Genomic DNA, 15,424 nt, shown 5'->3' on the forward strand with positions numbered 1-15,424 from the left:
ATTATGCTCCTACGAAATTTTCTTTCATTTGTTTAATCTGGTCACGGATGTTTGCAGCACGTTCAAAGTCTAGCTCTTCAGCTGCCTTATACATCTGACTTTCCAGATTAATTATTATAGTATCTATATCTTCTCTATTAAATTCTTCTATTTCTGCTTCTTCTGTTGCTTTTGTAACTTGTATCATTTCCCCGATATTTTTTCTAATGGTTTGTGGGGTAATGCCATGCTCTTCATTAAATTTCATTTGGATATCACGGCGGCGGGCTGTTTCATCCATGGCTTTTTTCATTGATTTTGTAATATTATCCCCATACATGACTACATGGCCTTCGCTATTTCTAGCTGCACGACCGATGGTTTGGATAAGGGATGTTTCCGAACGTAAAAATCCTTCCTTATCTGCATCTAATATTGCAATTAGACTTACTTCTGGGATATCAAGTCCTTCTCTTAATAGGTTGATGCCGACAAGCACGTCAAATTCTCCCAAACGTAATTCACGGATAATTTCAGATCTTTCGATGGTTTTTATATCTGAGTGCAGGTATTTTACCTTTATACCATTTTCTGTTAGATAAGTAGTTAAATCTTCTGCCATTTTTTTAGTCAGGGTAGTAACCAAGGCTCTATCGCCTTTTTCTGTTGTCTTATAGATTTCTTCAATTAAGTCATCTATTTGATTTTCTGTTGGTCTTACCTCAACTACTGGATCAAGCAATCCTGTTGGGCGGATAATTTGTTCGACCATTTCTCCACCAGTTTTTTCCATTTCATATGGGCCTGGTGTTGCAGAAACGTAAATAGCTTGGTTTACTAAAGACTCAAACTCATTAAATTTTAAAGGCCTATTATCAAGAGCTGATGGTAATCTAAAACCATAATCAACTAGGTTTTGCTTACGAGCCCTGTCTCCTTCATACATACCCCCAACTTGTGGAATAGATACGTGAGATTCATCGACCATTATTACAAAATCATCTGGGAAATAATCTATAAGTGTATATGGACGACTGCCTGCTGGTCTTTGGCTTAGGTGTCTGGAGTAGTTTTCTATACCTGAACAAAAACCAATTTCTTTTAACATTTCTATATCATATCTAGTTCTTTGTTCTAGTCTTTGAGCTTCTAGTAATTTGTTATTATCATTTAGATATTTTAATTGTTCTTCTAACTCTTGCTCGATAGTAACTATGGCACGCTCTGTTTTTGCACTAGTTGTAGCATAGTGGCTGGCAGGGTAAATGTAAGCGTGGGATAATTTTGCAGTTACTTTTCCAGTTAGAGAATCAAATTCAGAAATTTCTTCGATTTCATCTCCAAAAAACTCAAAACGTATGGCCTTTTGGTCAAAACCTGCAGGAAATACATCTAATATATCCCCACGTTTTCTAAAAGTCCCCCTGTCAAAATCAATATCATTTCTTACATATTGGACATCGATTAGTTTTCTCATTACTTCTTCTGGGGCAATTTCTTGGCCAGGACGTAGTGAAACTACTAGTTCCTTATAATCAATTGGATCACCCAAACCATAAATACAAGAAACAGATGCCACAATTATTACATCGCGGCGTTCAAAAAGAGCCATGGTTGCTGAGTGGCGCATCTTATCAATCTCATCATTTATTGATGAGTCTTTTGCAATATAAGTATCAGTTGCTGCTACATAGGCTTCTGGTTGGTAGTAATCGTAATAAGAAACGAAATACTCAACAGCATTGTCTGGGAAAAATTCTTTAAATTCTGTAAAAAGTTGGTAAGCCAAAGTTTTATTGTGAGCTAAAACTAAAGTTGGCCTTTGCACCTCTTCTATTATATTTGCCATGGTGAAGGTCTTACCAGATCCTGTAACACCACGGAGGATTTGATGTTTTTTGCCCTGTTCTAAACCATTTGCAAGTGTTTTTATAGCTTCTGGCTGGTCACCCCTAGGTTTATATTCAGAATTAATTTTAAATTTTTGCAAAGATTTATCCTTTCTTAAATAAAAAGGCTAAAATTTACATTTGCCTTTAGTAATATAAATATATATAACAGGTCAAATTTTGACTAACTCTGACCTTTAATTTTCATTAATTTCTCATAAAGTATACTATTTTAGCCGGAAAATTCAATCTTACTTTACAGGGCTTTGTGGGTATAAAATTATTAGTATGAATTTATACTTGGAGGTATATATGAAAAAAATCATTAACAATCCAGAAGATTTAGTTGACCAAATGCTAGATGGTTTGGTTAAATCAAATACAAATAAAGTAGAGAGAATTCCAGATACAAATGTAATTGCGAGAATAGATGCACCAGTGGATGGCAAAGTTGGTATTATTTCTGGCGGAGGATCAGGTCATGAACCAGCACACGCAGGTTATGTAGGCCGTGGAATGCTAGATTGTGCTGTTGCTGGAGAAGTTTTCACATCTCCTACCCCAGACCAAGTTTTTGAAGCTATAAAAAAAGCTGATGCTGGCAAAGGAGTTTTTATGATCATTAAAAACTACCAAGGTGATGTAATGAACTTTGAAATGGCAAAAGAGATGGCTGAAATGGAAGATATTGACGTTGACTATATAATTGTAAACGATGATATAGTTGTAGATAAAAAAGAAGATCGACGTGGTGTTGCAGGAACTATCTTTGTTCACAAAACTTTAGGTGCAATGGCTGAAAACGGAGCAAGTCTAAAAGAAATAAAAACAGCAGCCCAAAAAATTATAGAAGACATAAAAACAATCGGCATGGCAACCGAACCATGTACAAACCCATCTGATGGCAAAGAAAGTTTTGAGCTTTCTGATGACGAATTAGAAATGGGCATAGGTATACATGGAGAAGAAGGCATCAAAAAAGAAGAAATGAAATCAGCAGATGAAATTGTAAAAGAAATGGTTGATAGATTACTAGAAGAAATAAAAGATAACGATAGTGAATATGCAGTAATGGTAAATGGCATGGGTGCCACTCCAGAAATGGAACTATATGTGATCAATAATTGTCTTGCTGATTACCTAGAAGAAAAAAATATAAAAGTTGCCCGAACATATATTGGGAACTTTATGACAAGCATGGATATGGCAGGTTTTTCAATCACTCTTTACAAAGTAGATGATGAGAGATTAAAATTACTTGACCAAGAAGTAGATATAGTTAGAAAGTAGTGAAAAAATGGAAATTAAACAAGTACAAGAAATAATAAATAAAATTGCAGACGAAATTATAGAAAATAAAGATTATCTAACAGACCTTGATAGATCAATAGGTGATGCAGACCACGGCTCAAATATGGCTAAGGGCTTTAAATTTACTAAAGAAGCTATAGAGGATGACTTTGAAGATTATAAAACATTATTTAATAAAGTAGCTACTACATTGTTATCAAAAGTAGGGGGAGCAAGCGGTCCACTTTATGGTTCATTTTTTATGAAATTTGCCGCAAGCTTAAAAGATATAAGTGATTTAGATCGTGATACATTAAATAAAGCTTTTGCTAGCGGTCTTGAAGGTGTCAAACAAAGAGGAAAAGCTGAAGTTGGCGATAAAACTATGGTAGATGTTTTAGAGCCAGTTGCAGATGCATTAAATGAAGGCAAAACTTATGATGAAGTTATAAAAGTTGCCGAAGAAGCTATGAATAAAACAAAAGATATAAAAGCAAATAAGGGACGAGCATCCTATGTGGGTGAAAGATCAATTGGCCACATAGATCCAGGTGCAGCAAGTTCATATATAATGATAAAAACAGGATTAGGAGAAATAAATGATTAATATTTTAATAGCAAGCCACAGCCACAAATTAGCCGAAGGTCTCACTGAATTAGTAGGACAAATGGCTGGTGGCGTAAATATAGAATATTCTGGAGGCACAGAGGATGGTGAGCTAGGTTCAAATTTTGAAGAAATAAACGAAAAAATGACAAGGCTTGCTGAAGATGGTTTAGTAGTATTTTTTGATTTAGGATCATCTATGATGAATTGTGAAACAGCTTACGAAATGCTAGATGATGATTTAAAAGAAAAAGTAATTCTAGCTGGATCACCCCTTGTAGAATCTAGCGTACAAATTGGTGTTAGCATAGACGAAAATACTGAACTTAATGATATAAAAAATATTATTAGTGAATATAATTTAAATAAACTTGATCAATAGTTGAAATCATAATTAATATATATATATAAACTTCTTTAAATAAATTAAGGTAGTATATTAATGTAACAGATTTCATTAAGGAGGGTATTATGAAATTTAAAAACTTAAAATATGGAGCATCAGCTATCGCACTAGCAGCTGTATTAACAGCTTGTGGTGGAGAAAATGCTCAACAAGCTAAAGATGATGTAAAGGATGCTGCAAACAATACTGAAGCAGCAGTTACTAAAGAAATCGATGATACAAAAGATGATGTAGAAGAAAAAATCGACGATCTAAAAACAGGTATCGAAGAAAAAGAATTTGCTGTAAGCTTAGATGATGCAGTAGCAAAATTTAAAGAAACTTTTACTGAAGAAGGCATTGAAATTTCATCAGTAGAACTTGACGAAGATGATGGAAAATATGCTTACGATATTCAAGGTTTCAAAGAAAACAAAGAATACGAAGTAAAAATCGATGCTGAAAGTGGAGAAGTTTTAGCTAAAGAAGAAGAAAATGATGATGACAATGATGATTTAGATGATGATGTAGCAATTGATTTTGAAAAAATCTTATCTCCAAAAGATGCTATGGCAAAAGCTTTAGAAAATAACAAAGGCTATGTAAAATCATATGAATTAGACCACAATGATGATGGTAAACTAGTATATGAAATAGATGTTGAAGATGGAGATGATGTTGAACTAGATGCTGAAACTGGAGATATCATTCACAAATAATTATAAAAATTTAAGGACCTTTAAAGGTCCTTTTTTATTTATTACATTGATTTATAATCAGTGCCACGTCTACTATAAATATAAAGTCCAAGCCCTATAAGAAATACAAAAAATCCTAAGCCACCTCTTTTATTAAAGAACATAAATACGGATAAAATTAGTAAAGCCAGGCCAATTATACTTTCTATTTTATTTTTTCTCATAACAATTTCCCCAATTAAAATATGTACAAAAAATCTCCCAATTACGGGAGATTTCATTTTTTAAAATTATCTAGGCACGTAGTTTGTGTCGTTTTCTGATTTTTTACCAAATGCGTAAATAGCTACACCGATTAATAGTACGAAAAAGCCCTTGCCTCCTCTACTATCAAAAAACATATATACTGAGAACAACATAGCAATGATTCCGATAATTTTTGCAATTTTTCCTGTATCCATAATAATTCCTTTCTTATATAATATTTAGTAGAATTATACCCGAAATATAAAAATCTCCCTAAGGGAGATTTTTTAGTAATTAGTAATTTCTACGGTTATTACTAGTTTCATCCGTTTTAAAGGCAAATACTAAAAATACAATACCTACAACTGCACTAATAATTGTATAAGGTATTTCATTTCTTGTATAAGATAAAATTGCCACGACAAACCATATTACTGCTATGATAATTCTTAAAACTTTGGTATTCATTATTCTCTCCTTAAATCATTACAAAAATTACAAAGGACAATAGAAAAACAACTGCACCCATTATGTATTTTCTAGGCGACTTCCAAATCGCCATTGTGGTCTTTTTGCCTACAATAGGATATTTATTTTCCATAAAATTTGCCATAAGTGTATCAAAAATAGTAAAAGCAATTAGGCTTATAATAAGCTTTACTGATATTTGCCTTAGATTTGCCAGTAAAATTATGATATGAACCAAAGCAAAGTATATAAATAATACTTTTATATAATCTTTATCTAATGATTTATAAGTCTTTGGTAACATTTTTTTATAAGTAGCAAGTCCAACATCTGTGGAAAAAATTGTAAGCAAAGGTGTATTAACCGTTGCTATTGCTAGGGCAAGTGGGATTTTAATTGCTCCTGGCATCATAATAGAAACAAATACTATCATTAAAATGATACCCACGGTATTAATCAAGTATACATTTTCTGCTAGGATAAATTTTAAGAAATAATTATAAATCTTAAATTTCCTACTAGATCCCATTTCTTGTTGGGAAAATATAGCTTGATTTAGATAAAATCTGCTTAATATCATTACTAGTACAAAAATAGCTATGATTGATATTAAAGTTTTAATTCCCATACTTAAACTAGTTTTATAAAATAAAAACAAAACCAAGGCAATTGAGGCGAGTAAAAGCATACATACAATTAATTTCTTATTTCCTCCAATATTGCTACTACTAGGTAAGGATCCGAGCATACAAATAATTGGCAGCATAAGTAAAATTATGGGATAAAATTCAACCGGTGCCTTTAAAACATAAGCTATAACTGCAAGTGGCAAAAATTTTCTAATTATCGAATCTACTATTAAACTTAAAATAAATGATAAATTTATCTTTTTGCGTTTTACCGGCAGTTGATAATACAGCAAGGTATTTTCAGTGCTGGTATAAGTTTTTGCAAAATAAAATATGGTTGTAAAAAGGGCAAAACATACAAAAAGTACTAATCTTAAGTCAAAATTGATACTTAATAGATTTGGGTCCTTGCCAATTAAAAAATCCATTCCTACATATATTAAAACCAGACCTACAAAATATTTTAAGATTGTTTTTCTATCGAGCATATCCTTTAAAAAAACTTTGGTCATAGCCTACCCCTTAAAGTTTTGTAGAATCTTTTCAGATGTTAAATTACTGTCGACTGTAGTTTTTTCCGAAAGTTTGCCATGGTCTAGCAATATATATGTATCACAAGATTCTGTAATGGATTCTAAAATATGACTTGCCATAAAAATTGACCCGTATTTTTTGTATTCGCGCATTATTTTATAAAGAAAAACTGAGCCTTCAAAATCTAGGCCATCCACTGGTTCATCAAGAATTACTAAAGGCAATTTTAAACCAAGAGCTGCAATTATAAAAAATTTCTTTTTATTGCCCATGGAAAGTTCTTTGACAGGTTTGTTTATGTACTGGGTAAAGTTAAAATTTTCTATCATATGATTTTGATATTCTTCATCAATTTCTCTATTGTAAACCCTGTGCAAAAATTCATTGTACTCTGAAAAGGTCCAGTATTTAAAACTATTGTCTTCAGAAAAAACTGCAATACGATTGAGTTTAAAATCTTCATGAGAAAAATCAATGTTATTTCCACGAAAATTTATACTATTAGCTTCAAATTTGGGATGAATGTCTGTAATAGTTTTTATTAAAGTGGTTTTCCCAGAGCCATTGCTACCAACAAGGGCAACTATTTCATTTTCTTCGATAGCAAAACTACAGCCATTTAAAATATTTTTATCAGCTTCATACCAAGATTTTAAATTGTTCACTTCTAATAAATTATTAACCATATCAGCCTCCTTTTGCTCTCTTTTTACCCAGCATTTTTAAAAATATACATTGTTTTTGACAAATTATTTCTATATAATTAAAGCAAAATAATACAAATTTTATGAAGGGGTTTTACTATGCAAATTCGTGTATTAAATGAAAAAGATATCAAAAAAGTAATGGATATGAAAGTAGCCATAGAGGCAACAAAAGATGCTTTAAAAGCTTATTCAGATGGTGGAGCTGACATTCCCCTACGTGCAAATTTAGATGTAGCTGACCACAATGGCCAATCCTTATATATGTATGGCTATGTGCCAAGTGAAAATGCCTTGGGTGTTAAAATAGTTTCAGTTTATCCAGATAATATTGCCAAAAATCTCACATCAGTACCTGCAACTATGGTTACCCTAAATAGTGAAACTGGAGAGGTAAATTCTCTAATAGATGGGACCTACCTCACTCGTTTACGTACTGGAGCTATAGCTGGAGCAGCTACTGATGAGCTAGCCAATAAGGATAGCAAAATATTTGCCCTTTTTGGTACAGGTGGACAAGCAGAAAGTCAACTTGAAGCAATATTAAACGTACGTGATATAAAAGAAGTAAGGGTTTTTGATTTATCGAAAGACCGCGCAGAAGATTTTGCTAAGCGCATGAAGGAAAAACTAGGAAATAGCTTTGATTTTGAGATAAAGGCTGTAGATTCTGCTGACCAAGCAATAGAAAATGCAGATATAATTACCACAGTAACTACCGCTAAGGACCCTGTTTTTGATGGCACAAAAGTAAAAAAAGGCTGCCATATAAATGGAGTTGGTTCCTATACTCCTGATATGAGCGAAATCCCAGCATATATAATCACTCACGCACAAAAATTATACGTGGATACCTTTGATGGGGCAGTGAGTGAATCAGGAGACCTTATAAAGCCAATTAAAAATGGAAACTTTGACCCAGATAAAGATATCACTGGAGAACTTGGTGAAAAACTTTTAGGAAAAGTTTCTGGTCGCGAAAGAACTGATGAAATTACATTTTTTGAAACAACTGGATCAGCAGTTTTAGACCTAGTTGTTGGACAAAAAATATTAGAAGCTGCAGAAAAAGAAAATATTGGACAAATTATTGAAATGTAAGATAGATAGCCTAGATTATCTAGGCTTTTTTTAGTTGACATCATATGTATATATGATATAATGCTCATATGAACACATGTTCAAATTTAGTAAGGAGGTAACATGGATGAATCGATAAAAAATGCTAGACTTGAAAATATAATGGAGCTTTCGGACCTTTTTAAGGTTTTTGCAGATTCTACTAGACTTAGGATCCTCCATAAGCTTTTTAATGGACCTATAAGTGTAGGGGGCATTGCTGATGCTCTTAATATGAGTCAATCAGCTATTAGCCACCAGCTTAAGTATCTAAAGGATAGCAACTTAGTAAAATCAGAAAGAAATGGCAAGTCTATATATTATTCACTTGCCGATGATCATATAAAGACAATTTTTAAGACAGGATTAGAACATATTAATGAATAGGAGAATATAATGAAAGTAAAATACAAAGTAAAAAGTGATGACCTATGCCCAAATTGTGCAGCAAAGATTGAAGAGGCTGTTAAGAAAATAGATGGAGTGAATGATGCTAACCTATCATTCCTAACTTTGAAACTAAAGATGGACTTAGCTGATGGTGCTAATGAAGATGCTATCTTTGATGAGGCTAATAGACTTGCTGATAAGCTTGAGCCAGGGACTGTCTTAGTGAGGTAGGATATGCTTGAGTCTATGACAGATGCTCACAAAAAGGAGCTTAGAAAACTTATAGCTATAGGTGTGTTTACTGCTATATTAGCAGTATTAAGTAATACTATAGGTGAAAATATATGGATTAAAGTAGGTTTTCTGATAGTCTACCTCATTTCAGCATGGAATATTTTGATAAAAGGGTTTAAGGGAATCATCCGTGGCCAGGCCATGGATGAGAACTTCCTTTTGACTATAGCAACAATTGCAGCCTTCTTCCTAGGCAAATATACAGAAGCAATTGCTGTAATACTTTTTTATAATTTTGGTGATTTATTTGAAAATATAGCAAGCCATAAGTCCCGCCAAAACATAGAAGGACTCCTAGACTTAGTGCCTGATGTGGCCAATAAGGTAAACCCAGATGGTTCTACTACAGAAATCGACCTAGATGATGTAGAAGTAGGAGATATCCTCCTGGTTCGTGATGGTGAGAAAATCGGTGTGGATGGTGTCGTTATAGAAGGTCACGGCCTCCTTGATACATCCTCTGTCACTGGAGAATCCATGCCAGTAGAAGCCGAAGTAGGGTCTGAGATTATATCTTCATCTCTTCTTACTGAAGGGATTATCAAAATGGAAGCTAAGAAAGAATTTGATGATTCTGTTGCAGCAAAGATTATGGAGATTATAGAAGATTCCGCAGAAAGCAAGTCTGAAAGTGAAAAGATGGTAACAAGATTTGCCAGAGTCTATACCCCAATTGTTGTAGCTATTGCGCTTATAGTAGCAATTATCCCTCCCCTATTTTTTGGAAGAGATTGGTATGACTCTATATTCTTGGCAGCTACATTTTTAGTAATATCATGCCCATGTGCCCTAGTACTATCAGTCCCACTAAGCTTTATGTCAGGCCTTGGTCTAGCTAGTGAAAATGGCATCCTTATAAAAGGAAGCCAGTATTTTGAAGGACTAAACAATGCCAAAGTCCTATTATCCGACAAAACCGGAACCCTCACTACAGGGAATTTCAAAGTAAAAGATATAGAATATTTTACTGACCATGATAGGGAAAAAATCCTCGATTATATATATAATATCGAGCTAATGAGTACCCATCCTATCGCAAAAGGGATAGTAAAAAGTCTAGACCGTGATGAAAAACATGATTTGTTTGAAGAAGTGATCAATGAAAAGGGCCTTGGTGTAAGAGCTAATAGCAAGGATGGCGACCTAATCAAGATAGGTTCTGCTAGATTTATTGGCTATGATGGAGAAGAAAATGACAGGGCAATCTATGTATCTATAGATGACAAGCTTGCTGCAAAAGTAATAATCGAAGATGAAATCAAAGACCAATCATTTGAAACTATAGAAGATCTTCACAACCATTTTGAAAATATAGCTGTAGTATCAGGCGATGGCAAAAATGCAGTTGAAGAAACAGCCAAAGAACTTGGCCTAGATAACTACTTTGCAGAAGTCATGCCAGACCAGAAGCTAGAAATTATGAAAGGCTACCAAGATAAAGGACTTCCTACAGTCTTTGTAGGAGATGGTATCAACGACGCCCCAGTCCTTACCAATGCAGATGTTGGTATATCAATGGGAGAAACAGCATCTGACCTTGCTATTGAATCATCCGATATACTCGTAGTTAACGGAGAGTTTAGCCAGATGAGCAAGCTAATGAAAATCTCAGACCTTACCAATAGAACAGTAAGGCAAAACGTGACTTTCATAATGGCAGTCAAAATAGGAATCCTAATAGCAGGACTACTAGGATATGCAAATATGTGGCTAGCAATATTTGGAGATGTTGGAGTTACAATAATAGCAGTCCTATGGGCAATGAGGATACTAAAAAAGAAAATATGATTTAAAAAGGTCCGCAATATGCGGGCCTTTTATTTATTAGTTTTTAAAAAACAAAGTCTGTCATTCTTAGCAAGAGAGACAAGCGAACGCGCCGAAGGATCTCCTAGCTTAGTATTAACTAAAATAATAAAAATGACTAACAAACTGCCGTTTGATGAAATCAAGCCTTTAAAAAAGATTTCTCCATTCCGCTACGCTCCAGTCGAAATGACAATAAGGTAATAGTAATTTATTAAGATACCAATCGTTCAAGCTCAATAATTCTAAATCAAGTAAAAAGACCTGCGTCTATATTAACTCATTGTCATCTCGAGCGCAGCTGAGACATCTATCTTAAATAGAACATCCCCAATCGCAGCCATTACACAAACCACAAAAGCCAACTAAAAATTCAACCCACGAACTGTCATCCTGAGCAAGTAAGCATAGCGAACGTGTCGAAGGATCTCATAAATTAATATTAACTCCAGTTAGAAATTAGCAGTATCACAATCCTCTTCGGCTCAAAGTCTATGCCTTTGCGCTCAGGTTAACACTAATATTTTTAACTTTTTGTTAAAATTCTATTCTTACCTTTAAAGAGCCAACTGATTAAAGACCTCATCCTCATACTTATTCCAAATTATAAATCCTTGGGTCTTATCTTCTGCCATATCTTCTTTTTTATAATTATTATCAAGCCTACTATCTTCATTAGGCAGTAAAGAAGCTGGTGTACCTGGGATATATAAATAGTAATCCGCATCAGGTTTTATCCCTATAGCAAAATCTACATTAAAATAGATATCATCATAGCGACCATAATCTGAAGTGATTTCAAAATTATCAAGCTTCATTCTATAAACATTATCATTTATCTGCTCTACTATAGTAAATTTTCCCTTAAAGTCAGATGTATGGATTTCCTCTGCCCTATACCAGTTCCAAGCATATTCACTAAGACCTGCATCAAATCCATCATTTTCTATCTTACCAAGATATGATCCAGTGAAGTTTCCATCTTCAGTAAATTCTAGATCTGTCCATCCAGTATCCTCTCCGTAATTTCTGACTAGTTGTTCCCCGTTTAGTTTTTCAAACAAAAACTTTTGTAGCTCATCTAAATTGACCTCTGCTTGTTTTTCTTCTTGAACCTTTAGATCATCATCCTTACCGTTACTACATGAACTTAGTAAAGATACAGAAAATAAAAGTACTAATATTTTTTTGCTAAATAAACTCAATCTCTTATTCAAATTTTTATTCCTTTTTTCTTTAAATTTCTAATTTTTTTAACTACACTATTGATCTTAAATTTATTATACTATATTTAATATTTAACTTTATAAGTTTATATATAAATAAAATATCCTTGCAATTTTCATAACTATGTCCTATAATGTATATGAAGCTAGGGGTGCTTCATAGCTGAGAGACTTTAGTCAACCCTTAAAACTTGATGCGGTTAATACCGTCGAAAGAAAGCTAACTATAAAGCTAAGTTTTAAAGACTCTCTCAACAGGAGTCTTTTTTATTTTATAAATTTTTAAGTCTCTTAGACAATTAAATATTTTTTTAAAGTTGAGAGTGCACTAGGCGCGAAGGGGCATACCACCACGGGTATGGTATTTCCTTCGCGCTTTTTTAATAAGGAGGTGAAAAAAATGATAAAAGTAAACGCTAAAGAACTTTCTTTTATAGAAAATGAAAGTCTATATGACTTATTAGAACGTGCTAACTTTAACCCAGATTTTGTAGCTGTAGAAGTTGATGAAAAGTTAGTAAAAAGAGAAAACTTTAAAAACTTTCTTTTACAAGACGGCGCAAAAGTCGAGGTATTTTCATTTGTTGGAGGAGGTTAAAAATGGATGATATCAGAAAAAAAGTTTTAGGAAGACAAAATCCTATAGTAAACGAAAAGCTAAAAAATGCTAAGGTTTCTGTATTAGGATGTGGTGGTTTAGGGTCAAATATAGCTATGACCCTAGCCCGCGCTGGTGTGGGCGAGCTTTACCTTTATGATTTTGATACGATAGAGTATTCTAATCTAAATCGCCAAAATTTTACCCTTGATGAGCTAGGAGGAGATAAGGCTCTGCTTACTAAAAAGAAAATTGAGTCCACCCTACCTTATGTAAAATGCCACAACCAAAATATTTATCTAACAACTGAAAATATGGATACTATAGCCCATAATACAGATATATTTATAGAAGCCTTTGATAATAAGGAATCAAAAACTATGCTATTTGACTACTTTGTAGGCAGAAAAGATAAATATCTCATCTCAGGTACAGGAGTTTCAGGTCTAGGTGAGCTTAGTGATATAAAAATAAAGCAAATAGATAATGTAACTTTGATAGGTGACTTTACTTCAAATCCAGACCAAGGATTATACCTTGCCTATGTAGGAATTATAGCAAGTCTTGAGGCCTTAACAGCTATAAAAATTATAACAGGAGATTATAATGGAAAATAAAGACTACTTAGAGCTTGGTGGTAAGAAATTTAGATCAAGATTTATTCTAGGAAGTGGAAAATATTCGCCAGAACTCATAGACGCTGCTATAAAAAGTGCAGAAGCTCAAATGATAACAGTAGCTTTAAGAAGAGCAAATACAAAGGATGTAGCAAATATTATAAACTATATCCCAGATGATATAACCATCATCCCAAATACATCTGGAGCGCGCAATGCAGATGAAGCTATTAGAATTGCAAGACTTGCTCGCGAAATGGGTTGTGGTGATTTTGTAAAAATTGAAATCATGAGAGATAGTAAATATCTCTTGCCAGATAATGCAGAAACCTTAAAAGCTACCGAAGTTTTGGCTAAAGAAGGATTTATAGTCCTTCCTTATATGTATCCAGACTTAAACTATGCTCGTGACCTAAGAGATGCTGGAGCTGCATCAGTGATGCCACTTGCAAGTCCTATTGGATCAAATAAGGGTCTGGCTACAAAAGACTTTATAAAAATAATTATAGATGAAGTTGACCTACCAATCATCATTGATGCTGGTATAGGAACTCCATCACAAGCAGCAGAAGCAATGGAAATGGGAGCTGCAGCAATAATGGCAAATACTGGTATAGCAAGCGCTGGTGATATAACAATGATGGCAGAAGCCTTTAAACATGGAATAAAAGCTGGTAGACTTGCTTATTTATCAAAACCAGGCCGTGTACTAGAAAATGGCGCAGACCCATCAAGTCCATTAAGGGATTTTTTTGAGTAATATGAATATAAAAAGTGTAGAAGAATATTTTCCAGGCATGGATATAATCGATTCAGATATAAAAGAAAAAGTAGACGCTATCTATGAAGAGGTAAAAAATTCTAAGGTAACAAATGCCGATATAGAGTTATCTTTAGAAAAAGATAACCTATCCTACCAAGATTTCTATAATATATTAAATGATAAAGACGGTACATTTTTAGAAATTATGGGAGAAAAGGCACATCAAAAAAGAATGAGATACTTTGGCAACAACGTAACCCTCTTCTCCCCTCTTTATATAGCCAATTACTGCGAAAATTCTTGTAAATATTGTGGTTTTAGGGCCCAAAGTGATATAAAAAGAGCCAAACTCGACTTTGATGAAATAGAAGCAGAAATGGCGGCCCTTGCTGCAACAGGCATAGAAGATGTCCTAATCCTTACAGGAGAAAGCACAAAATTTTCATCAATCGATTATATAGCAAAAACTTGTGAAATAGCAAAAAAATACTTTAAAGTAATAGGTGTAGAAATATATCCTGCAAATGTAGCAGATTATGAAAAATTAAGAGAAGCTGGAGCAGACTTTGTAACAGTTTTTCAAGAATCTTATAACAAAGAAACATATGACTTTTACCACCCAGCAGGCCATAAAAGATCATTTAATTATAGGATAGACACCCAAGAAAGAGCAATAATGGGAGGCATGCGAGGAGTAGGTTTTGGCACACTATTTGGTCTAGGAGATCCAATAGAAGAAGCCTTTAAACTAGGAGTCCACGCAAGCCTAGTTCAAAAAAAATATCCAGAAGCAGAAATAGCCATATCTTTACCAAGGATAAGGCCAGCAAAGGGTGCAGATGATAGCCTCATCTTTAAAAATATAGTAGAAGATAGAGAATTTTTCCAAATCATGCTAGCAATCAGGATATTTTTACCATACGCATCCATCACCCTATCCACTAGAGAATCAAGAGACTTTAGAAACCTAGCCGTAAAATACGCAGCAACAAAAGTTTCAGCATCAGTAGACACATCCATAGGCCACAGATCAAAAAATAACCAACACAGCGGCGGCAGCCAGTTTGAGATAGATGATATCAGAACTACAAATGATGTGGTAGAAGATTTAGAATCTATAGGCATGACTCCTGTGTTTACTGATTATATAAATGTATAAAAAAAGCTCCTTATCCTCTTTTA

The 15,424-nt window shown here is 33.7% G+C and carries 19 protein-coding genes and 1 riboswitch; of the genes, 12 read left to right on the forward strand and 7 right to left on the reverse strand.

Annotated features, from left to right (window positions below):
- Position 1: 1 nt before the first annotated feature.
- Positions 2-1,969, reverse strand: coding sequence for an excinuclease ABC subunit UvrB (gene uvrB / locus ACCQ40_RS00640; protein ID WP_410032190.1), 1,968 nt, complete (start codon positions 1,967-1,969; stop codon positions 2-4).
- A gap of 211 nt (positions 1,970-2,180) precedes the next feature.
- Between uvrB and dhaK the strand changes: the two genes are divergently transcribed.
- The 4 genes from dhaK to ACCQ40_RS00660 all read left to right on the forward strand — a co-directional run bounded on the left by dhaK (position 2,181) and on the right by ACCQ40_RS00660 (position 4,869).
- A complete protein-coding gene (gene dhaK / locus ACCQ40_RS00645; RefSeq protein WP_410032191.1) occupies positions 2,181-3,158 on the forward strand; it encodes a dihydroxyacetone kinase subunit DhaK in 978 nt (325 codons plus the stop codon).
- Between the two features lie 7 nt (positions 3,159-3,165).
- The gene (dhaL, locus tag ACCQ40_RS00650) at positions 3,166-3,765 is read left to right on the forward strand and encodes a dihydroxyacetone kinase subunit DhaL (protein WP_410032192.1); all 600 of its coding nucleotides are present in this window, start codon (positions 3,166-3,168) and stop codon (positions 3,763-3,765) included.
- The gene (gene dhaM, locus ACCQ40_RS00655) at positions 3,758-4,147 is read left to right on the forward strand and encodes a dihydroxyacetone kinase phosphoryl donor subunit DhaM (RefSeq protein WP_410032193.1); all 390 of its coding nucleotides are present in this window, start codon (positions 3,758-3,760) and stop codon (positions 4,145-4,147) included. Before dhaL ends, dhaM begins: the two co-directional genes overlap by 8 nt.
- Before the next feature lie 89 nt (positions 4,148-4,236).
- Positions 4,237-4,869 (forward strand): PepSY domain-containing protein, encoded by a 633-nt coding sequence (locus tag ACCQ40_RS00660; RefSeq protein ID WP_410032194.1) that lies wholly within the window; start codon positions 4,237-4,239, stop codon positions 4,867-4,869.
- 41 nt (positions 4,870-4,910) lie between these two features.
- Here the strand turns inward: ACCQ40_RS00660 and ACCQ40_RS00665 are convergent, their stop codons facing one another.
- The 5 genes from ACCQ40_RS00665 to ACCQ40_RS00685 form a co-directional block, all read right to left on the reverse strand.
- Entirely contained in the window at positions 4,911-5,072 is a 162-nt protein-coding gene (locus tag ACCQ40_RS00665) for a hypothetical protein (protein ID WP_203126284.1), read from the reverse strand.
- A gap of 66 nt (positions 5,073-5,138) precedes the next feature.
- A complete protein-coding gene (locus tag ACCQ40_RS00670; protein ID WP_410032195.1) occupies positions 5,139-5,309 on the reverse strand; it encodes a hypothetical protein in 171 nt (56 codons plus the stop codon).
- Positions 5,310-5,388: 79 nt separating this feature from the next.
- Positions 5,389-5,562: a hypothetical protein gene (locus ACCQ40_RS00675; protein ID WP_410032196.1), complete on the reverse strand. Its 174-nt coding sequence runs from the start codon at positions 5,560-5,562 to the stop codon at positions 5,389-5,391.
- A gap of 10 nt (positions 5,563-5,572) precedes the next feature.
- The gene (locus ACCQ40_RS00680; RefSeq protein WP_410032197.1) at positions 5,573-6,703 is read right to left on the reverse strand and encodes a hypothetical protein; all 1,131 of its coding nucleotides are present in this window, start codon (positions 6,701-6,703) and stop codon (positions 5,573-5,575) included.
- Between the two features lie 3 nt (positions 6,704-6,706).
- The gene (locus tag ACCQ40_RS00685) at positions 6,707-7,411 is read right to left on the reverse strand and encodes an ATP-binding cassette domain-containing protein (protein ID WP_410032198.1); all 705 of its coding nucleotides are present in this window, start codon (positions 7,409-7,411) and stop codon (positions 6,707-6,709) included.
- A gap of 117 nt (positions 7,412-7,528) precedes the next feature.
- On the opposite strand from ACCQ40_RS00685, the gene ACCQ40_RS00690 reads away from it, so the two are divergent.
- From ACCQ40_RS00690 to ACCQ40_RS00705, 4 genes are all read left to right on the forward strand, one after another.
- Positions 7,529-8,530, forward strand: a complete 1,002-nt coding sequence (locus ACCQ40_RS00690) for an ornithine cyclodeaminase family protein (protein WP_410032199.1) — start codon at positions 7,529-7,531, stop codon at positions 8,528-8,530.
- 102 nt (positions 8,531-8,632) lie between these two features.
- Entirely contained in the window at positions 8,633-8,935 is a 303-nt protein-coding gene (locus ACCQ40_RS00695; RefSeq protein ID WP_410023676.1) for an ArsR/SmtB family transcription factor, read from the forward strand.
- A 9-nt stretch (positions 8,936-8,944) separates the two neighbouring features.
- Positions 8,945-9,169 carry a cation transporter gene (locus ACCQ40_RS00700; protein WP_410023677.1) on the forward strand — a complete coding sequence of 75 codons (225 nt, stop codon included), beginning with the start codon at positions 8,945-8,947 and terminating at the stop codon, positions 9,167-9,169.
- 3 nt (positions 9,170-9,172) lie between these two features.
- Entirely contained in the window at positions 9,173-11,020 is a 1,848-nt protein-coding gene (locus ACCQ40_RS00705; RefSeq protein ID WP_410032200.1) for a heavy metal translocating P-type ATPase, read from the forward strand.
- Positions 11,021-11,595: 575 nt separating this feature from the next.
- Here ACCQ40_RS00705 and ACCQ40_RS00710 read toward each other — a convergent pair.
- Positions 11,596-12,255, reverse strand: a complete 660-nt coding sequence (locus ACCQ40_RS00710) for a hypothetical protein (protein ID WP_410032201.1) — start codon at positions 12,253-12,255, stop codon at positions 11,596-11,598.
- A gap of 147 nt (positions 12,256-12,402) precedes the next feature.
- A riboswitch (TPP riboswitch) is annotated at positions 12,403-12,499 on the forward strand.
- Positions 12,500-12,664: 165 nt separating this feature from the next.
- Here ACCQ40_RS00710 and thiS point away from each other — a divergent pair.
- From thiS to thiH, 4 genes are read left to right on the forward strand one after another with little or no spacing between them, the layout of a single operon-like run.
- Positions 12,665-12,862: a sulfur carrier protein ThiS gene (gene thiS / locus ACCQ40_RS00715; protein ID WP_410023680.1), complete on the forward strand. Its 198-nt coding sequence runs from the start codon at positions 12,665-12,667 to the stop codon at positions 12,860-12,862.
- 2 nt (positions 12,863-12,864) lie between these two features.
- Positions 12,865-13,479 carry a sulfur carrier protein ThiS adenylyltransferase ThiF gene (gene thiF / locus ACCQ40_RS00720; protein WP_410023681.1) on the forward strand — a complete coding sequence of 205 codons (615 nt, stop codon included), beginning with the start codon at positions 12,865-12,867 and terminating at the stop codon, positions 13,477-13,479.
- Positions 13,469-14,239, forward strand: coding sequence for a thiazole synthase (locus ACCQ40_RS00725; protein WP_410032202.1), 771 nt, complete (start codon positions 13,469-13,471; stop codon positions 14,237-14,239). The genes thiF and ACCQ40_RS00725 overlap by 11 nt, the downstream gene beginning before the upstream one ends.
- Before the next feature lies 1 nt (position 14,240).
- Positions 14,241-15,401 (forward strand): 2-iminoacetate synthase ThiH, encoded by a 1,161-nt coding sequence (thiH, locus tag ACCQ40_RS00730; RefSeq protein WP_410032203.1) that lies wholly within the window; start codon positions 14,241-14,243, stop codon positions 15,399-15,401.
- Positions 15,402-15,424: the final 23 nt, after the last annotated feature.

This window comes from Anaerococcus cruorum, from assembly GCF_046365495.1.
GTDB lineage: Bacteria > Bacillota > Clostridia > Tissierellales > Peptoniphilaceae > Anaerococcus > Anaerococcus cruorum.